Source organism: Sphingobacterium mizutaii (assembly GCF_900187125.1).
GTDB classification, from domain to species: Bacteria; Bacteroidota; Bacteroidia; order Sphingobacteriales; family Sphingobacteriaceae; genus Sphingobacterium; species Sphingobacterium mizutaii.
Genome location: NZ_LT906468.1, coordinates 1,384,665 through 1,404,261, shown reverse-complemented (window position 1 = coordinate 1,404,261; position 19,597 = coordinate 1,384,665). Strand labels below are relative to the sequence as shown.

Sequence of the window (19,597 nt, the reverse complement as noted above, 5' to 3'; positions counted from 1 at the left end):
TCGAAATCCATAAAATTTAAGGTTAGGTTTATGGATGATACTCCCGATTTCCCCTTCGAAATTTTGCTCTGTAATTATTGATTTACATTAAATTGACGCTAATTAGCCTGCGATTGACGATTATTTTTGTTAGATTTAGTGGAAATAAACATAACCCTTAACTATATGAAAATAACCGTAGTTGGAGCAGGGGCAGTTGGAGCAACGACCGCTGATAATCTGGTAAGAAAAAATGTAGCAGAAGAGATCATCTTGTTAGACATTAAAGAAGGTTTTGCGGAGGGGAAGGCCCAAGATATGATGCAAACCTCAGCCCTTTTAGGATTTGATGCAAAAATAAAAGGAGTTACCAATGATTATTTAGCAACGGCAGGCTCAACAGTGGCGGTGATTACCTCAGGTATTCCTAGGAAACCAGGGATGACGAGAGAAGAATTAATCGGTACGAATGCCAATATCGTAAAGACCGTAGTTGAAAACCTCATCAAACATTCACCAGAGATCATCATATTAATTGTTTCCAACCCAATGGACACAATGACCTATTTAGCATTAAAATCAAGCGGACTTCCTAAAAATAGAATCATCGGAATGGGTGGAGCATTGGATTCAGCACGATTCAAATATCAAATCAGTGATAAATTAAATGCTTCTGCAAATGATTTAAATGCCATCGTAATTGGTGGACATGGTGATACGACCATGATTCCATTGATCAAACATGCAACCTGGAACAGCGTGCCAGTGGCAGACTTCCTTACAGAGGAAGAAGAACAAGAAATCGTTAAGAAAACCATGGTTGGTGGTGCTACATTGACCGCTTTAATCGGCACTTCTGCATGGTACGCACCGGGTGCAGCCGCAGCAGCAATGGTGGAAAGTATTGTGCACAACCAGAACAAATTGTTCACGGCTTCAGTTTACCTTGAAGGTGAATATGGTCAAGAAGACATCAATATCGGTGTGCCTGTGATCATCAATAATAAAGGTTGGGACAGAATCGTACCAATGAATCTATCTGCTGAGGAAGAGGAATTGTTCAAAGCAAGTGCTGATGCAGTTCGCAAAATGAATGATGTTCTTTACGCCGAAGGGGTACTAAAAAAATAGCTCAATATAATTCAGAATAATTATTTAAATGCAAAATATTCCATTTGAAGTCATCGGCCTGCAAGCCGATGGCTTTCATATTATTACAGAGATCGAGATTTTTGACAAGAAATTTAAAATGGTTATCGACACGGGCGCTTCAAAAACCGTGTTGGACAAGGAAACCCTTCTAAATTCAGGCATTAATGAAGAAGATTTCTTGAATACCGACATCCTTTCTACTGGTCTAGGCACCAACAATATGCAAAGTTTTATGATTACCATTCCCCAGATAAAAATGGCAGATTGGAGTACCAAAAACTTTACCGTAGCGGTATTGGACCTCAGCTCTATTAATTATGCGTATGGTCAGATTGGTTTAGACCCAGTTATCGGGGTTTTAGGAGGGGATATCTTGAAGTTATATGGCGCAAAAATTGATTACAAAAAGAATATTTTGACCTTAAATCAACGTAAATTGAATTTAAACAACCTGCGCTGAATATGAAGCCTTAGGTAAATATAGAAGCCTATAGCCAGTAAAATTCCACAGCCACCCATAATATAAAGAGTGTTCTTAATCCCTACTATTTCCGCTATTGCACCTGTCAAAAGACTCCCAATAGGGAATATTCCCTGGAATGCCATCACATAATAGGACATTGCCCTGGCTCTATAAGCTGGCATTGCATGGGTTTGAATGTAAGTATTGATGGACGAATTCTGCATCATCATGGAGAATGAAACCGCCCCAGTGAACAGTAATGCTGATGGCAAATAATGGGCAAATGCCAGTAATACCAGTGAAATCCCCATAAAAAAGGCTGCAAACATGATCCTATACCGGAGATTTTCACCAGTCTTTAACCTCGCCATATTGATCGCTCCGATCATGGCACCCAGTCCGGCAGCACTCTCAAACCAGGAAAAAGTACGTTCATTTCCTTGGAATAACTCCCTGGCAACAGCTGGCAAAAGGGAGGTATAAGGAATAACCAATAGGCTTGAAATGCTCAGAATAACAATTAAAGAGGCGATATGTGGGGATCGTTTGAGATAATTGAAGCCATGTACAAGCCCCTGGAAAGAGGTTTCATTAGGAATCACGATCACATGTTCCGTCACTTTCATCAATAATAGACAGATAATTACTGGGATAAAACTTAAAAAATTCAGTGTAAAACAGGCCAATTCTCCATAAGTTGACAGTAAAATCCCTCCTATTGCAGGCCCTACCATTCTAGCAGCATTGAAAATTGAACTATTTAACGCTATAGCATTGGGCAAATCCTTACGATTATCCACTAAATTGACCAGCAAAGCCTGTCTCCCCAATACGTCAAAAGCATTTACCACGCCTTGAAGAAAGCCCAAAATGGACAAATACAAGACGGATTCCATCTTTAAATAAACCAAAAGAGCCAACAAGCCAGCTTGGACCATCAACCCAATTTGGGTGATCAAAACGAGCTTATATTTTTTATGACGATCGACAAAAGCGCCGATAAATGGGGATAAAACAAGTGAAGGAAGTAAGGATATAAAGGAAACAAAACCTAGCCAAAAAACCGAGTTTGTCAATTGATAGACCAACCAGCTGATGGCTATCCGTTGCATCCAAGTACCTAAGAGGGAGATTGATTGCCCTATAACATGTAATCGATAGTTGGGGTACTTGAGAGATCTAAATATTTGCATGAAATGCGAATTGTTGTTACAGCTTTTTAAAGATAAAGGATTGAAATCCAAAAAGGAAAAAAGCTTTTGCACATGAATAAATTATTACAATTGCTTTCCATTATAACAGGAGAACGCTGGAATTTGTTCCGTTTAGGAGTAAAAATGCATTTAAACGTAATAAATATATTGGATATGAAGGCAATAACTTCAATTCTTGAAACAATATAATTACCTTTGCCTATCCAATTGGATATTCGAAAATTCTACAAAACAAATTAATTCAAATACTATCATGAAATTTTTTATTGATACCGCAAACCTGGAACAAATCAAAGAAGCTCAAGATCTTGGCGTTTTAGACGGAGTAACCACCAACCCTAGCTTAATGGCTAAAGAAGGTATTTCTGGTGAAGAAAATGTAATCAATCACTATAAAGCTATTTGCGATATCGTTGAGGGAGACGTAAGTGCTGAGGTAATTTCAACAGATTATGAAGGAATGATCAAAGAAGGTGAGGCTTTAGCAGCACTAGACAGCAAGATCGTCGTTAAAGTTCCTATGATCAAAGACGGTATTAAAGCAATCAAATATTTCAGTAAAAAAGGCATCAAAACCAACTGTACGCTAGTTTTCTCTGCTGGCCAAGCTTTATTGGCGGCTAAAGCAGGTGCTACTTACGTATCTCCATTCATCGGTCGTTTGGACGATATTTCAGTAGATGGCTTGAGTTTGATCGAAGAAATCCGTGAAATCTACGATAATTACGGCTTTGAAACACAGATTTTAGCAGCATCTGTACGTCATAGTGCACATATTTTAGGTTGTGCGAAGATCGGTGCAGACGTTATGACGGGTCCTTTATCAGCTATGTTAGCTTTATTGAAGCACCCATTAACAGATAGCGGACTAGCTCAATTCTTAGCTGACCACGCTAAAGCAGCAGGTAAATAATCGGTATTTTCCTGAGAAAATATAGAGCCCCCAATGAGAAATTGGGGGCTTTTTTTATACCCAATATAATTGCGTAAATTTAAACCATGAAAACGGATATGAGCACGGAATTGGATCCGGAAAAATTAGAAGAATTCAGCCAGGTTTTAAAGGCAAATCAACTTAAAGTTACCCAACCCAGACTACGGGTTTTGGACATTATTTCCACTAAACTTTCAGCTATTTCACAACCCGAATTAGAGAAGATCTTAGGGTCAGAAATCGACCGGGTTACCCTCTATAGGATCCTGGCAAGTTTTGAAGAAAAGGGAATTCTCCATAAGGTTTTTGACCTGAATGGAACGGCAACTTATGCCTTCTGTTCGACGAAATGTACAGCCGACCATCACCATGATCAGCACGTACATTTCATTTGTTCAGTCTGCAATTCTGTCTACTGTTTGGATGAAATCGCATTGCCAAAAATCAACCTCCCTACCGATTTTTCATTGCACTCGATCGCCATCAACGCCGTAGGAATCTGCGACATTTGCAACGAGAAATCCTCGTAATTATTCATAAAATTTTTATAAATTGCTCTTGAAATTTCAAATCCAGAAGAAATTTCAAGAGCATTTTTTTTGCCCTAAAACCTTAAGCTAAATCAATTTTTTACATCTTGCTAATTTTTAGTTATAATATTTATACTACTCTATTTTATAGATACTTATATATATTAATATACTCAATAAATTAAATAAACAAACTTTAGCAAAAGCATATCAAAAAGACCCCAAAGCTCATTTACATCTACAAAACAGGCATTTATGAAAAATACTGATAAATATTGTTTTAGCAAATATATTTTAATACGCTATTATTCAGTATTTTATTGTAGCTAAAATATATATTCAATTAACTTATAAATGAGATAAAATTATTTAAACCCATTTTCCAGCGAATGAACCAATAACCGACAGTTTTCAGTATATTAGATTCGGGTTTCAGAGGAGCGCAAAATATTCCGACTGCTTAGCCTTTAGGTTACTCCCTCTCCCCTCTCCTTCCTTCGCAAAATTCTGATGGAAGGAACAGACAAAACGACAGACTATGAAATCAAAAAAAGAGAATCCTTACAAAGAAGTTTTAACCCAACTGATCGTAGACATTTTTGAAAAATCCGGAAACACTCCCCTTAACTATAAGCAAGTAGCCGCCAAACTTAACATCACCGATAGCGACTCAAAAGTCACCATCTCCGACATCCTTTCTGACGGTTCAAGACTTGGTCTTTTCCACCAACCGGAAAGAGGAAAATTCCAACTTAAGCAACTCCATGTTTATGTCACTGGAAAGGTAGACATGACAGCCGACGGATCCGCCTATATCGTACCTGATGACGACAGCGAAAGCGATATCTATGTTGCCCCTAGAAAACTGAGACAGGCGCTGCATAATGACATCGTGAAAGTCCATGTTTACGAAAGGAAGAAAGGAAGGAAAAGAGAAGGTGAAGTGGTGGAAATCTTACAGCGAGCAAAGACCGATTTCACAGGGACTATAGACATTTCAAAATCTTATGCATTCTTCCAACCGGACGACCGGAAAATGCTGCATGATATTTTCATTCCACTGGACAACCTCAACGGCGCGAAAAACGGCGAGAAAGTTTTAGTGTCCATTTTGGAATGGCCAAAGAATGCCAAGAACCCTATCGGGATAGTAAAAAGCGTTCTTGGTAAAAAAGGTGAGAACAACACCGAGATGAACGCCATCCTAGCTGACTTTGGTTTCCCACTGGAGTTTCCTAAGGCGGTCGAGGACGCAGCCAATTCTATTTCGGACACGATCTCTGCTGAAGAGATTGCTAAGCGCCACGACTTCCGATCAACCACCACCTTCACGATCGACCCTGCAGACGCAAAAGATTTTGACGACGCCATCTCCTTCAAAAAGCTGGAGAACGGGAATTACGAGGTAGGTATCCATATTGCTGATGTTTCCCATTATGTAACTCCTGACTCCACTTTAGACAAAGAAGCTTTCGAACGCGGCACTTCGGTATACTTGGTTGACCGCGTCATCCCGATGCTCCCAGAAAGACTTTCAAACAATCTTTGCTCCTTGCGACCAAACGAGGACAAACTCTGTTTCTCAGCCGTGTTTGAATTGGACGAGAAAGCAAACGTGATGGACCAATGGTTCGGAAGAACGGTTATCCATTCCGATAGAAGATTCAGTTATGAGGAAGCCCAAGAGATTATCGAAGGAAAAGAAGATGAGCTTTCCGAAGCCATCTTAAAATTGAACGAGCTTGCCTTTATCCTTCGCGATCGCAAGTTTAAAGCTGGAGCGATCAGTTTTGAATCGGAGGAAGTGAAATTCAATCTGGATGAAAACGGAAAACCATTAGGGGTATACACCAAAGTGAGAAAAGAAGCCCATAAGTTGATCGAGGACTTTATGCTATTGGCAAACCGTAAGGTTGCTGAATTCATCGGAAGAATGGGCAAAGGAAAAAACAAGCTTCCTTTCGTCTACAGATTCCACGATGTGCCTAATCCGGAGACCTTGACCAGCTTTTCTTTGTTCGCCTCTAGGTTCGGGCACCGATTGAGCATCAAGACCGACAAAGAGACTGCAAAGTCCTTAAACGCCTTGATGACAAAAATTGAAGGCTCAAAAGAACAGAACTTACTGACCTCGCTTGCGATCCGTTCCATGGCAAAGGCAATTTACACGACGAAGAAAACTTCTCACTACGGACTGGCCTTCGATTACTACACCCACTTTACCTCCCCTATCCGCCGATATCCGGACGTGATGGTACACCGTCTGCTCCAATTCTACTTAGATGGTGGTAAAAACGTGAATGCCGAGCATTATGAAAAAATGTCGGAACACTCTTCACAGATGGAAAAGAAAGCTGCAGAAGCAGAAAGAGCTTCAATCAAGTACAAACAAGCGGAATTCTTGCAGGATCAGATCGGTGTGGAATATACCGGAATTGTTTCTGGGGTGACCGAATGGGGAATGTACGTAGAGATCGAAGAGAACAAATGTGAGGGAATGGTCCGTTTAAGAGACATTACGGATGATTTCTACACATTGGATGAAAAGAATTTTGCCATTATTGGGCAAAGAAAGAAAAAAGTCTACCAATTGGGAGATGAGGTTCAGATCAAGGTCAAGAAAGTAGATCTGGAAAAAAGACAGATTGACTTCACTTTGTTGAGCTAGAACCCAAAAACTCCGTCAGGAATAAAAACATCGGCCCTTTAGTTTTCTAGAGGGCTTTTTCATGAGGATTAGACCTGATTAAGAAGATTTAACAATTTATTTTTGGCAAATCAACATTTATTTCAAAAAACTTAGCACACAACTCTTTACAGTTTAGATTATTCTTTATATCTTTGCGGACTTAAAAACATTTTTTAACAAAAACAAAAAAGAAAAACAGGTAAATGCCTACTATTCAACAACTAGTTAGAAAAGGTAGAGTAGCTCTGGTAGACAAGAGTAAGTCACCAGCGTTGGACTCATGTCCACAGCGAAGAGGTGTGTGTACACGTGTATACACTACTACCCCTAAAAAACCAAACTCAGCAATGCGTAAAGTAGCTCGTGTCCGTTTAACAAACGGTAAAGAGGTGAATGCTTACATCCCAGGAGAAGGCCACAACTTACAAGAGCACTCGATCGTATTAATTCGTGGCGGTCGTGTTAAAGACTTACCAGGAGTTCGTTACCACATCATTCGTGGTGCATTAGATACTTCAGGTGTTGCCGGTCGTAACCAACGTCGTTCTAAATACGGAACAAAACGTCCTAAACCAGGACAAGCAGCTGCTGCACCAGCAAAAGGTAAGAAAAAATAAACGGAGGAAAAGAAAATGAGAAAAGCAAAACCAAAAAAGAGAATCATTTTACCTGATCCGAAGTTTAACGATGTTCAGGTAACTCGTTTCGTAAACAACATGATGGTAGACGGTAAGAAATCTATCGCCTATTCAATTTTTTACGATGCAGTTGAATTAGTAGAGCAAAAAACTCAAGAGAATGGTCTTGAGACTTGGAAAAAAGCTCTTAACAATGTAATGCCAGCCGTAGAGGTTAAATCTCGTCGTGTTGGTGGTGCTAACTTCCAAGTACCTATGGAAGTTCGTCCTGAGCGCAAGATCGCTTTAGGTATGAAATGGTTAATTTCTTATGCGCGCAAACGTGGTGAAAAAACTATGTTTGAAAAATTAGCAGGAGAAATCATTTCAGCTTCTAAAGGTGAAGGTGCCGCTGTTAAGAAGAAAGAAGATACGCACAAGATGGCGGAAGCTAACAAAGCGTTCTCACACTTCAGATTCTAATTTTGAACAAAAAGAATCAAATATGTTTACACCGACTTTAGATAATGGATTTTTCAATTATCAAAGTCGGTGTATTTATTTCAAAGGAAATAACAATCAGCCAATAGGCAAACTGCAATAAAAAACATGGCAAAAGATTTAAAATTAGTAAGAAATATTGGTATCGCTGCACACATCGATGCTGGTAAAACTACAACTACAGAGCGTATTTTATTCTACTCGGGTGTTAACCACAAGTTAGGAGAAACTCACGAAGGTTCTGCTACAACTGACTGGATGGCACAAGAGCAAGAGCGTGGTATCACCATTACCTCTGCTGCTGTAACAGTATTCTGGAACTACCGTAACAAAAAATACCAAGTAAACGTAATTGATACACCGGGTCACGTTGACTTTACTGTAGAAGTAAACCGTTCTCTACGTGTATTAGACGGATTAGTATTCTTATTCTCTGCTGTTGATGGTGTTGAGCCTCAATCAGAGACTAACTGGCGTTTAGCTGATGGATACAAAGTTCCTCGTATTGGTTTCGTAAATAAAATGGACCGTTCTGGTGCTGACTTCTTAAAAGTAGTTAAGCAAGTTAAAGATATGTTAGGTTCTGAAGCTGTAGCGCTTCAATTGCCTATCGGTGCTGAAGACAACTTCACTGGTGTGGTTGACTTGATCAACAACCGTGGTATCGTTTGGAATGAAGCAGATAAAGGAATGACCTTTACTGAAGTTCCTATCCCTGACGATATGCTTGAAGAGGTTGCTGAATACCGTGAAAAATTATTAGAAGCTGTTGCTGGATACGATGAGTCATTGATGGAGAAATTCTTCGATGATCCAGATTCATTAACAGAACGCGAAATCTTAGACGCTTTACGTAAAGCAGTATTGGATAACGCTATCGTTCCTATGGTTTGTGGTTCATCTTTCAAAAACAAAGGTGTTCAAACTATGCTTGACTTCGTTATGGAGTTATTGCCTTCACCATTGGATCAAGAAGCTGTTAAAGGTACTGACCCTCGTACAGGTGAAGAGATCTCTCGTAAGCCTTCTGAAGCTGAACCATTCGCTGCATTAGGTTTCAAAATCGCTACTGACCCATTCGTAGGTCGTTTGTGTTTCACTCGTGTATATTCAGGATTCTTAGATGCTGGTTCTTATGTATTGAACACTCGTTCAGGAAACAAAGAGCGTATCTCTCGTATCTTCCAAATGCACGCGAACAAACAAAACCCGATCGAAAGAATCGGTGCTGGTGATATCGGTGCTGTTGTTGGTTTCAAAGACATCAAAACTGGTGACACTCTTTGTGATGAGAAAAACCCAATCGTTCTTGAGTCAATGGTATTCCCTGAGCCAGTTATTGGTTTAGCGATCGAGCCTAAAACTCAAGCTGACGTTGATAAATTAGGTATCGGACTTAACAAATTAGCTGAGGAGGATCCAACCTTCGTAGTTAAGACGGATGAAGATACTGGTCAAACAGTTATTTCAGGTATGGGTGAGCTTCACTTAGATATCTTGATCGACCGTTTGAAACGTGAGTTCAAAGTAGAGGTTAACCAAGGTGCTCCTCAAGTAGCTTACAAAGAGTCTATCAACGGAACTACTGAACACCGTGAAGTTTACAAAAAACAATCAGGTGGTCGTGGTAAGTTCGCGGATATCAAAGTGGTTATCTCTCCTGCTGATGAGGATTGGGATGTAGTTAAAAACCCTCTTCAATTCGTTAATGAGATCGTTGGTGGTTCTATTCCTAAAGAATATATCCCTTCAGTTCAAAAAGGATTTGAAGTTTCTATGAAGAATGGTGTTTTAGCTGGTTACCAATTGTCAGGTATGAAAGTTCGTTTGATTGATGGTTCATTCCACGCAGTCGATTCAGACTCTCTATCTTTCGAATTAGCAGCTAAGATGGCTTACCGTCAAGCTCTTCCTAAATGTTCTCCAGTATTGATGGAGCCTATCATGAAAGTGGAAGTATTGACTCCAGAAGAAAACATGGGTGATGTAATGGGTGACTTGAACCGTCGTCGTGGCCAAATGCAAGGTTTGGATTCACGTAATGGTGCACAAGTAATCAAAGCATTAGTACCTCTTTCTGAAATGTTCGGATATGTAACGCAGTTACGTACTATCACTTCAGGACGTGCTACTTCTACAATGGAATTCGATCACTATTCTGATGCACCTCGTAACGTTCAAGATGACGTAATCGCGAAGTCTAAAGGAAAAGTTAAAGGTATCGAAGACTAATATTCATACGAATAAAAAACAAACCGATCCCTGGTTGTATATAGCTCTAACCAGGGGTCATCTTAAAACAAATTTATATAATGAGCCAAAGAATCAGAATCAAATTGAAATCTTACGATTACAACTTGGTTGACAAGTCAGCTGAGAAAATCGTAAAAACAGTAAAACCTACAGGTGCAGTTGTTAGTGGTCCTATTCCATTGCCTACTGAGAAAAAAATCTATACCGTTTTACGTTCTCCACACGTTAACAAAAAAGCACGTGAGCAATTCCAATTGTGTTCTTACAAGAGATTGTTAGACATCTACTCATCTAACTCTAAAACAGTTGATGCGTTAATGAAATTAGAATTACCTTCAGGTGTTGAAGTTGAAATCAAAGTGTGATAGATTTCTTTTGAAAAAAAACAAGAAAGCCCATTGAAAAATGGGCTTTTGTTTTTTTTCAAGATATGAGATGTGAGATATGAGATATGAGAAATTTGAAAGACTTTCTGGATTCCAATGAAACTGAAACATAGATTAGATTCCCAACAGTTGCTTTTTAGCACTGCTTCATCACCCTTAATAACTCACAACTCAATACTAAATATTCCTTTTAAGCATATTTGGTTGTCACACGCTTAATATCTCAAATCTCAATACTCAATACTCAATACTCAATACTCAATACTCCCTCAAGCAATGCTTTATCACCCTCAATATCTCAAATCTCATATCTCACATCTCAATACTACAAAAGCTAAAACTGAAACCCTACACCAAAGTTTATCGTTCTACTTGAGAAATCTTTTGAGTGACTAGATGCGTTTAGGTTTGTTAATCCTAAGCCATAACCAGCTTGGATCAATAGACCATTGGAAAGCTTATACCCTACTGCAAAGTTGATCCCAGCGTCCCATCGATTCATCATTTTATTATTTCCGCTGAACTCAACATCCCGTGAATTGGTTGCATTAGAATTAAGCTTGGAATTTTTCAATTTTCCACTGAGGTTATAGCCTAAATAAGGCCCCGCAGAAAGGAAAACATCACCAGTCCCTACAGGCACATAATAAACCGCATTTACTGGGATTTCGATGGACATCACATTTAAAGAAGAGGCATAGGGCTCACTATTTGTTTGATCCCAATTTGGAATGGCGTCCACAAATTTGGTCCCTTTGCTTTGCAGGGAGATCCCGGGTTGGATCGAAAATCTACCAGCTAATGGGATATCTGCGAAACCTGTCACAAAATAGGAAGGATTAAATTTTTGGGAATCATAGTTCGTGATTTTCCCAAGGTTCAATCCAGCCTTAAGGCCATAGGAAGTTTGGGCATTGGCTGCAAAGATGGATAATCCAGCGATGCCAAGTAAGGATAAAAATGTTTTCATACTTAATATTTTTAGTTTATGACCCAAAACTAAACAGCAATGAGAATTTTATTTGTTAACACTTAGTTAATTAACATAATTTCACAATCACATATTTTTCCCTAAGGAAAAATTAAATACAAGGAATAAGCATGAATCCTTAAATAGAATATCTACCTAAGAGGTAACAAAAAAAGGCAGTCCAACCGGACTGCCCAATAATTTATTCACTAAGGCTGTTAAGCCTTTTTCTATTTCGACTAGAATTGGAAACCTAATCCAAATGATAATGTACGAGTAGAGAATTTATCTCCATCCGAGTTAGGGTTAAGGTTAGTTAAACCTAAACCATATCCAGCGTTAACCAATAAACCATTGTTGAATTTGTAACCAGCCATAAAGTTAGCACCAGCATCAATTAGGTTCATGTCTTTGTTATCACCAGAGAATTTCAAATCATGTTCTCCTTCACCTCCAAGTTCACCTAAGTTTCCTTTGTTTTTAGTTTTTCCAGAAACGTTGAATCCAACATAAGGACCAGCACCTAGGAAAACATTACCTGAACCAGCAGGGATATAGTAAACTGCATTTACCGGAATCTCAACTGACATTAGATTGGTAGTTGAAGAACCATCCAATCCATCACCATCAAATTTGTATTTATTTCCTTTTCCTTGAAGGGAAACTCCTGGTTGAATGGAGAATTGAGGAGCAATAGGTAGATCAGCAAAACCAGTTACATAGAATGAAACATTATTAGTTTGGTAATCTTTTGCTAAATCAGTTTGATTAGAGAATTTACCTAAGTTCACACCAGCTTTTAAACCATAACTAGTTTGAGCTTGAGCTCCAGCTGCTAATAAAAGTGCAGCACCAAATGAAAGTAATAATTTTTTCATAGTCTTATTATTTATCTTTTTGTTATGCTCCCTCAAACACATGTTTGCGAGAGACACCCAAGTCTTGCAAAGTTTAGACCAAACTCTATTTTAGCAACTTTATTTCGTACAAATTATTAATAATCAACACATTAATTTTTAAAAATCAATGAAAACTCCCTGCATTCAAAAGCTAATTCTTCGGCATTAAATTCAAAATCAAGGCTTTAAGGGGGCTAAAAGCTCTTAGAAAAACAAAAAGCGAAAAAGGTTTTTTTATTTTAAAATTTAATCCTATTTTTGCATGCCTGTAAGGGTAAAAGGGTCGGATGGCCGAGTGGCTAGGCTGAGGTCTGCAAAACCTCCTACAGCGGTTCGAATCCGCTTCCGACCTCGTTAATAACAATTAAAAATATTTGATCACAATGGGAGTTACACGTTTAAAAAGAAAAGATAGAAGAAATAAAACTGTTGCACGCGTTGAAGTACAGTTTTTAAAACTTGGCCGTAATATTGAACCAGGTTCAAAAAGCAAAATGCCTAAGAACAGCCAAATCACTAAGAACAATGAAATCTTAGATAAACTTTCAGCAGACGCTAAATAAGTTTAGAAAAAACATATTAAAAAGCCTGTAGATTAATTCTACAGGCTTTTTATTTGTGCTATTATCTGTTCGACCTTCTCTTGCGAACTATAGATTTCATCCTCGTCCATACCCGTCACAGATTCCGATCTATATTCCATCTTTGATTTTACCACTACTTTTGCAGAAGAATGTACACTGCTTGCCTTTGTAAATTCCAATATTTCTTTCACATTGGAGGCATCGACGCCCGAACCCGGCATGATCTCAATCCGACCGGCTGCCTGTTCAATCAATTCCTTCAATAGCTCACGACCCTGCCATGCTGTATTTTGAAGGCCAGAAGTCAATATCCGATCACAACCCAATGCAATAATATCTTCCAAGGCTTGTTTTGGATCATTACAACGATCAAAAGCTCTATGGAACACCACACATAGCGGCTTAGCTTCCTTTACCAATATCTCCATCCTTTCCTTGTCTACCGAACCATCCGCTTTCAAAACGCCGATCACCACTCCATCACATCCCACTTCTTTACAATACCGGATATCTTCCACAATTTCCTGGAACTCCTCCGCTGTATAAAGGAAATCACCAGATCTTGGTCTGATGAGTACATGAACACCTATATGCAGTGATTCTCGGGTCAATTTGATCTGCCCATAAGAGGGGGTCGTCCCACCATTTTCTAGATTCTGGCACAGCTCTACCCTACTTGCTCCTCCGGCCTGCGCCTGCTTTGCCGAGTATATCGAATTGGAGCAAATCTCCAATTGAATTCCATTTATCCTGACTTCATTCATATTTTCAAATATATCCTTTTTGTGGGGCTAATTAAATCTTGATTTTTTAATTCACAATAAATCAATAAATTATTAAAACAAAATCCAAGTACACTTGTTGAAATTTTTGCGAGCATCCAAATTACATCATTATGCCACTTATTTCAAAACAACGAGAGGTACAGATACATTTATCATCTATGTATGATAATCTGCAAACCAGCATCGAGAAAATGAAAAAGGAACTCAAGACTCATCGGTCAGAATATGAGGACGCCTGTCACCTGCACATCAAGTCGGGATTTCAAATGGAGAAACTTTGGCTCAGGGCAGATCAGAACTATCAAAACAAGTTCCGCGAGTTCGAAACCCATTGTTTTTTATTGGACATCCTGACCGACTACCGGGACGAAGAAGGGAATTTTATCCATCTCGAAGAATTCATCCTAACCCTAGAAACCCTTCTTCAACAATTTGTCCGTCAGGAAGCATACGAAACCTGTGCCGTGATCAAGAAATGGCATGATCACGTCAGTAGCAATCTTTTCATAAATCGGTAACGCTTAAAATGATTAATTAGCCGGACTTACTTCATTAAAAATCTTGTGGAGGAGTTCCCAATTCCGGTTTTCTTCGCTGAGAAGGTCTCGAGCTGAGATCCCATAATTGTTCTTTAGATCGGGATCTGCTTGATATTGGAATAAAATGTAAATAATATTGACATCCACGTTGTCCATCATGGCGCGCCAAAGGGCGGTATTCCCAAAATGATCCTGCAGATCTACGTCTACCCCTTTCCGCAACATGAAGGAAACCAATTGGAACTGATTTCTTTCAACTGCAATATGCAATGCACTCAGACCTTTTTTATCCTGATGGTTTACATTGGCCTGACGACTGATTGCCCAATCCGCCAGTTCCAGCTCACCATACAGAATGGCATTCATCAACAAAGTCCGATTAAACCGATCGGGCTTGTTGATATCCAGGTTGCTATAATGATCCTTCACCATTTCAATCTCACTTTTCTTTATAGCCTCAAGCATGTTATCTATTCTTTTTATCTTCAAACTCAAAGCCTAACTCCTTTCTTTTATGCTTTGAAAAATATTATCAAACCTAGGGTTGATTTTAATTTTAGCCTAAGCCGTTTATAAATAAGTTAAGAAATATTTGACGAACATCAAAATTAAAGGCTTTGAAATACATAAGAGAGCGGCCTTAAAATAGAGCCTTTTCCGGTGTCAGCTTGAGGAACGAAGGGTCTTGGAAGCATGCGGAAAGTGGTATCAGAACCATACAGAAAATAACATCAGAACCATACAGAAAATAACATCAGAACCATACAGAAATTAACCTCATTGGCGAACAGGTCCTTGATCTTCGATCAAGGATGACAGGACCTATAATAACATTCCGTACAGATTCTTCACTAATCGTTCAGAATTAGAAATTCCAATAGAGGGATTTAGAGCACAGCGAAGAATCTATTTTTATATCTTTTTAGATGTGCGAGTCATTTCGAAATCGTAAGATGAGAAAACTATTTTAAATTAAGAGTGGAACGTTCCGAGACCCTTCGGGCAGGCCCTCAGGGTGACACGAAAAGGGAATAGAAGAATGTCCCACCCACGATGGGGCAGTTTATCTCAAAAAAACGTTTTTTTCCGGTGTCATTCTGACGAAGGAAGAATCTCGGAACCATACAGAAAATGGTATCGGAACCATACAGAAAATAACATCATTGGCGAAAAGGTCCTTGATCTTCGATCAAGGATGACAGGACCTATTATAACATTCCGTACAGATTCTTCACTAATCGTTCAGAATTAGAAATTCCCAGAGAGGGATTCAGAGCACAGCGAAGAATCTATTGTTTGTTATTTTTTTGGGATGAGTGTCATCGTTAGATGAACAAACTATTTCAAATGATGAATGTATTGTTCAGAGACCCTGAGGGCATGCCCTCAGGGTGACACGAAAAAGGTTATTGAAAACTATTTCACCCATGCTGTGGGTTATCCGTCAAGCGATCCGATTTTCTACAAAGATGTCACCCCAACTGGAGTTTTTTCCAAACCAAAAATTCTTCCTTCCGAAGGATGTCCTAGAACCTACATCCACCAAGATAAATACCTGATTTCAGGGATGTTCCGAAAAATGAAACATCCCTAAATTTGATTAATATTTAATCACACTGGTTAAAACATCACTAGAGATTCTTATTTCATTCAAAAACAAAATCAAAATAGCATGAAAAATATCGGTTCAATTTTATTTATTTATGGCCTATTAGCCATTATTATGAATTTCTTTAATGCAGTGCCCCGGATCTTGCTTTGGATCTATAATTGGGGCGAAGGAACGGCATGGTTAATTAAAATAGCATTCGTACTTGTAGGCGCTGCACTATGGTGGTTTGCCGGTAAAGATGAAGTCAAAGATGAGACTCCCACGGATCAAACTACCCAGCCCTAAGGAAGTAATCCAGCCCTAAGGAAGTAAAAAAACAAGAGTCAGCATAAAGGAGGTTGGGAGAATTTCGACCTCCTTTTTTACTCGTTGACTTGATAAGAAAATCCTAGAGATTTTACCTACATATTCATGTTGACCTTATTCGAGACACATTCCGAATTTTCGCAACATGTCCCGAACATGCCTCGAATAAGTCTCGAATAAAACCCTCCTTTTTTTGTCGAATTTTTATCAATTGTCAGGCTAAATTTATCTAAAAAAATCATCCTTATTAGGACCTCCTCCTATCCTGTTCAAAAACGAACAATTTTATGTCCGTAATCGAACATAATTCCAGCACAATTAAAGAGTTAAAACACTGTAAAACAAACAATTACATTAATGGCAATTCTTTTGAACAGCTCCATCAGATTCTATTCATAAGCTTTACCTTATGAAATCGATGGCACATTAACTTTTTTATGTTCAATAGTATGTTAAATCAAAACTTCAAAATTGCCTGGCGGGGATTAGCCAAGAATAAAGGTTATTCAATCATCAACATCATAGGGCTTGCTATTGGACTTGCATGCAGCTTCCTGATCAGCCTCTATATCCTAGATGAATTGTCTTTCGATAAATACCATAGCCAAAGAGATCAAATCCATAGAATCGTACATTCTTGGAAAGATGATATGGGCAAACAAGGTCCAGAACAAGTCTGGGGCGATTACCCCGTAGGACCAGCACTACAAGCAGAATTTCCGGAAATTGAAAAAATCGTTCAATTCTCAGGGCAGTCCTCTATTTTATTAAAATATGGAGAAAAGTCATTTCAAGAAGACCATATCTTCTTTATGGACTCTACAGCCTTTGATTTGTTTAGCTGGGAGATGATCAAAGGGAATCCTCATACTGCATTGATTGAACCCTATTCCATTGTCCTAACAGAGTCCACTGCGAAGAAATATTTTGGAGATGAAGACCCGATTGGGAAAGCCATTGAGGGCGGAGAGACAGGAGGACGTGCTAATCCAGGTGTTTATAAAGTCACTGGGGTCATGAAGGATGTACCCAAAAACTCCCATTTAAACTTTGACGCTTTGATGTCCATGAGTTCCTTCAGGAAGTCCTGGAAAGAACCCTTTGAAGAATGGGGCTATGTGGATTTCTACACCTATTTTAAACTTGCTAAAGGAAGAAGCATTGAAGAATTGAAGGCGAAGATACCTGCATTTTTGGAAAGGAATAGGGCCTTTACCGAAGGTAAGTACGCCATTAATTTCGAATCCTTGAATGATCTATACCTGCACTCCAAGGCTGAGCGACAGCCGGGAAAAACCGGAAACATGCAAAACCTCTATATTTTTGCGATCATAGGCGTTTTTATTCTCTGTATCGCCTGTGCCAACTTTATGAACCTTTCTACCTCGAGGTCCATGGAACGCGCAAAAGAAGTTGGCATTAGAAAGGTCGTAGGAGCTGGCAAAAAAAGACTCATCCTTCAATTTATGCAGGAGTCATTGATTTTAGTCATTCTAGCAGCTGTTCTAGCTTTATGCTTGATTGCGGCATTCCTGCCAATGACAGAAAGCTTTGCTGGAAAAACTTTTACTCTGTCGGCTATCCTGAACTGGAAAACGGCTGTCCTGTTTATTTTAATCATTTCGGTCACTGCACTCATTGCCAGCAGTTATCCTGCTTTTGTGCTCTCAAATTTCAATCCAATCAGTGTTTTAAAAGGTTCATATCGTGTAGCCCCAAATGGAGCTACCTTGCGTCGATTTATGGTCGTTTTTCAATTCTTTCTTTCGATTGCCTTGATTGCAGGAACGATGATCGTATTTGCGCAGTTGAAACATATGCAAGAAAAGGACCTTGGCTTTAGCAAAGAAGCCATCGTAGTTCTCGACTATAATTACGATACGAATATCGCCAACCGCACGGAAACAGTAAAAGAAATCCTATTGCAAAACCCCGATGTTATTTCGGTTTCGGCAACACGGAGTGTACCCGGTTCTTATTACCCTGATGCTGGAACTCAGATAGAAACCCAGGACGGAAAAATGACCCTAAAAATCCTTTCCTTATTCCAGGTGGATGATGACTTTTTGAAGAATATGAAAATTCAGGTTGTAGCCGGAAGAGGATTTTCGAAAGATTTCCCTATTGACTCCGCCAAATCCTTGCTGGTCAATGAGGCAGCAGCAAAAGCTTGGGGATATGCAGACCCTAAAGATATCATTGGGAAACGTTTTGAGCAATGGGGACGTGAGGGACAGGTTATCGGCGTCGTGAAGGATTTTAATTACCAATCTCTACATCAGAAAATAGAACCTTTAACTTTCAATATTGATCGTTCTAGTACGAGATACTTTAGTCTAAGGATCAAAACAGACCACCTCGCTCAAACCATTGCTAGCCTTGAGAAACAATGGACGAAGATAGCGCCTAACAGACCTTTCTCATACAGCTTTTTAGACGATAGCCTAAGCAAACAATATGAGGCAGATTTTCGTTTCCAGCGATTGTTTACTGCTTTTTCGAGCCTTGCCCTCTTTATTGCATGTCTTGGCCTATTGGGTCTTGCGACCTATACCGCACAGCAGAGAACCAAGGAAATTGGCGTTCGCAAGGTTTTAGGTGCTTCTACGATGAGCATAGTTGGATTACTAACGTCAGACTTCTTAAAATTAGTGCTCCTGGCTATTCTCATTGCTACTCCAGTGGCATGGTTTGCCATGGACAGGTGGTTAGCAGATTTTGCCTTCCATATTGATATACAATGGTGGATGTTTGCCATCTCGGGTTCAATAGCCCTGATCCTTGCACTGGTCACCGTCGGTTGGAAAGCACTATCGACAGCAAATGCTAATCCTATACATTCGTTGAGGGAGGAATAAAGGGAGGATTTTTGAGAAAAACAGGAAAAAAAGGGGTTAATTTGGGAGGGTGAAATGTTGGTTTATACAAAAAAATGCTGGCGGACAATGTCATTAAGTTAAAGTTTTTTTTGTGTTCATCTGAGGATGGAAACATCTCGAAAAAAGCAAACCTTCAAAAAGAAACATCCATGGCTGTATTGGCGAACAGTTCTTCAATCTTCGATAGAAGATGACAAAACCTTTAGGAGGAGAACCGTACAGATTCTTCACTATTCGTTCAGAATTGGAAATGAATTAAGAAGGGATTTTCAGAAAAATATTTCACCCCTTCCAGGGGTTCACAA

19 protein-coding genes and 1 tRNA gene are annotated in these 19,597 nt (G+C 39.2%); 15 read left to right on the top strand and 5 right to left on the bottom strand.

Features of this window, described 5'->3' with window-relative positions; all coding sequences use genetic code 11:
- Positions 1 to 165: 165 nt before the first annotated feature.
- Together CKW03_RS06000 and CKW03_RS05995 are read left to right on the top strand one after the other, a co-directional pair.
- Complete coding sequence (locus CKW03_RS06000) at positions 166 to 1,110, top strand: malate dehydrogenase (RefSeq protein ID WP_093095007.1); 945 nt, start codon at positions 166 to 168, stop codon at positions 1,108 to 1,110.
- A gap of 28 nt (positions 1,111 to 1,138) precedes the next feature.
- Positions 1,139 to 1,591 carry a retropepsin-like aspartic protease gene (locus CKW03_RS05995; RefSeq protein WP_093095005.1) on the top strand — a complete coding sequence of 151 codons (453 nt, stop codon included), beginning with the start codon at positions 1,139 to 1,141 and terminating at the stop codon, positions 1,589 to 1,591.
- Here CKW03_RS05995 and CKW03_RS05990 read toward each other — a convergent pair.
- Positions 1,558 to 2,787 carry an MFS transporter gene (locus tag CKW03_RS05990; RefSeq protein WP_093097679.1) on the bottom strand — a complete coding sequence of 410 codons (1,230 nt, stop codon included), beginning with the start codon at positions 2,785 to 2,787 and terminating at the stop codon, positions 1,558 to 1,560. The genes CKW03_RS05995 and CKW03_RS05990 overlap by 34 nt on opposite strands.
- 274 nt (positions 2,788 to 3,061) lie before the next feature.
- On the opposite strand from CKW03_RS05990, the gene fsa reads away from it, so the two are divergent.
- From fsa to rpsJ, 7 genes are all read left to right on the top strand, one after another.
- Positions 3,062 to 3,721: a fructose-6-phosphate aldolase gene (gene fsa / locus CKW03_RS05985; RefSeq protein WP_093097677.1), complete on the top strand. Its 660-nt coding sequence runs from the start codon at positions 3,062 to 3,064 to the stop codon at positions 3,719 to 3,721.
- A gap of 86 nt (positions 3,722 to 3,807) precedes the next feature.
- Positions 3,808 to 4,272 carry a Fur family transcriptional regulator gene (locus CKW03_RS05980; RefSeq protein WP_093095004.1) on the top strand — a complete coding sequence of 155 codons (465 nt, stop codon included), beginning with the start codon at positions 3,808 to 3,810 and terminating at the stop codon, positions 4,270 to 4,272.
- Positions 4,273 to 4,810: 538 nt separating this feature from the next.
- On the top strand, positions 4,811 to 6,940 hold the full coding sequence (gene rnr, locus CKW03_RS05975; RefSeq protein WP_093095003.1) for a ribonuclease R: 2,130 nt from the start codon (positions 4,811 to 4,813) through the stop codon (positions 6,938 to 6,940).
- A gap of 224 nt (positions 6,941 to 7,164) precedes the next feature.
- On the top strand, positions 7,165 to 7,578 hold the full coding sequence (gene rpsL, locus CKW03_RS05970) for a 30S ribosomal protein S12 (protein WP_002993550.1): 414 nt from the start codon (positions 7,165 to 7,167) through the stop codon (positions 7,576 to 7,578).
- A gap of 15 nt (positions 7,579 to 7,593) precedes the next feature.
- Positions 7,594 to 8,061 (top strand): 30S ribosomal protein S7, encoded by a 468-nt coding sequence (gene rpsG, locus CKW03_RS05965; RefSeq protein ID WP_093095001.1) that lies wholly within the window; start codon positions 7,594 to 7,596, stop codon positions 8,059 to 8,061.
- A 126-nt stretch (positions 8,062 to 8,187) separates the two neighbouring features.
- Positions 8,188 to 10,311 carry an elongation factor G gene (gene fusA / locus CKW03_RS05960; RefSeq protein ID WP_093094999.1) on the top strand — a complete coding sequence of 708 codons (2,124 nt, stop codon included), beginning with the start codon at positions 8,188 to 8,190 and terminating at the stop codon, positions 10,309 to 10,311.
- Between the two features lie 80 nt (positions 10,312 to 10,391).
- Positions 10,392 to 10,697, top strand: coding sequence for a 30S ribosomal protein S10 (gene rpsJ / locus CKW03_RS05955; RefSeq protein WP_013667229.1), 306 nt, complete (start codon positions 10,392 to 10,394; stop codon positions 10,695 to 10,697).
- Between the two features lie 355 nt (positions 10,698 to 11,052).
- On the opposite strand, the gene CKW03_RS05950 is transcribed toward rpsJ, so the two are convergent.
- Both CKW03_RS05950 and CKW03_RS05945 read right to left on the bottom strand, forming a co-directional pair.
- Positions 11,053 to 11,688: a porin family protein gene (locus CKW03_RS05950; RefSeq protein WP_093094997.1), complete on the bottom strand. Its 636-nt coding sequence runs from the start codon at positions 11,686 to 11,688 to the stop codon at positions 11,053 to 11,055.
- A 239-nt stretch (positions 11,689 to 11,927) separates the two neighbouring features.
- Positions 11,928 to 12,566 carry a porin family protein gene (locus tag CKW03_RS05945; protein WP_093097675.1) on the bottom strand — a complete coding sequence of 213 codons (639 nt, stop codon included), beginning with the start codon at positions 12,564 to 12,566 and terminating at the stop codon, positions 11,928 to 11,930.
- Between the two features lie 302 nt (positions 12,567 to 12,868).
- Here CKW03_RS05945 and CKW03_RS05940 point away from each other — a divergent pair.
- Both CKW03_RS05940 and CKW03_RS05935 read left to right on the top strand, forming a co-directional pair.
- Positions 12,869 to 12,939 (top strand) — tRNA-Cys (locus CKW03_RS05940).
- Positions 12,940 to 12,970: 31 nt separating this feature from the next.
- Positions 12,971 to 13,150: a spore protein gene (locus tag CKW03_RS05935; RefSeq protein ID WP_093094996.1), complete on the top strand. Its 180-nt coding sequence runs from the start codon at positions 12,971 to 12,973 to the stop codon at positions 13,148 to 13,150.
- 38 nt (positions 13,151 to 13,188) lie between these two features.
- On the opposite strand, the gene CKW03_RS05930 is transcribed toward CKW03_RS05935, so the two are convergent.
- Positions 13,189 to 13,935 (bottom strand): copper homeostasis protein CutC, encoded by a 747-nt coding sequence (locus CKW03_RS05930; protein WP_093094995.1) that lies wholly within the window; start codon positions 13,933 to 13,935, stop codon positions 13,189 to 13,191.
- Positions 13,936 to 14,066: 131 nt separating this feature from the next.
- On the opposite strand from CKW03_RS05930, the gene CKW03_RS05925 reads away from it, so the two are divergent.
- Positions 14,067 to 14,474 carry a hypothetical protein gene (locus tag CKW03_RS05925; RefSeq protein WP_139185398.1) on the top strand — a complete coding sequence of 136 codons (408 nt, stop codon included), beginning with the start codon at positions 14,067 to 14,069 and terminating at the stop codon, positions 14,472 to 14,474.
- Positions 14,475 to 14,486: 12 nt separating this feature from the next.
- On the opposite strand, the gene CKW03_RS05920 is transcribed toward CKW03_RS05925, so the two are convergent.
- The gene (locus CKW03_RS05920; protein WP_093094991.1) at positions 14,487 to 14,960 is read right to left on the bottom strand and encodes an ankyrin repeat domain-containing protein; all 474 of its coding nucleotides are present in this window, start codon (positions 14,958 to 14,960) and stop codon (positions 14,487 to 14,489) included.
- An 889-nt stretch (positions 14,961 to 15,849) separates the two neighbouring features.
- Between CKW03_RS05920 and CKW03_RS05915 the strand changes: the two genes are divergently transcribed.
- The 3 genes from CKW03_RS05915 (at position 15,850) to CKW03_RS05905 (ending at position 19,271) form a co-directional block, all read left to right on the top strand.
- A complete protein-coding gene (locus CKW03_RS05915; RefSeq protein ID WP_093094989.1) occupies positions 15,850 to 16,089 on the top strand; it encodes a hypothetical protein in 240 nt (79 codons plus the stop codon).
- 78 nt (positions 16,090 to 16,167) lie between these two features.
- Positions 16,168 to 16,392 carry a hypothetical protein gene (locus CKW03_RS05910; RefSeq protein WP_093094987.1) on the top strand — a complete coding sequence of 75 codons (225 nt, stop codon included), beginning with the start codon at positions 16,168 to 16,170 and terminating at the stop codon, positions 16,390 to 16,392.
- 470 nt (positions 16,393 to 16,862) lie between these two features.
- Positions 16,863 to 19,271, top strand: coding sequence for an ABC transporter permease (locus tag CKW03_RS05905; protein WP_093097673.1), 2,409 nt, complete (start codon positions 16,863 to 16,865; stop codon positions 19,269 to 19,271).
- Positions 19,272 to 19,597 lie beyond the last annotated feature (326 nt).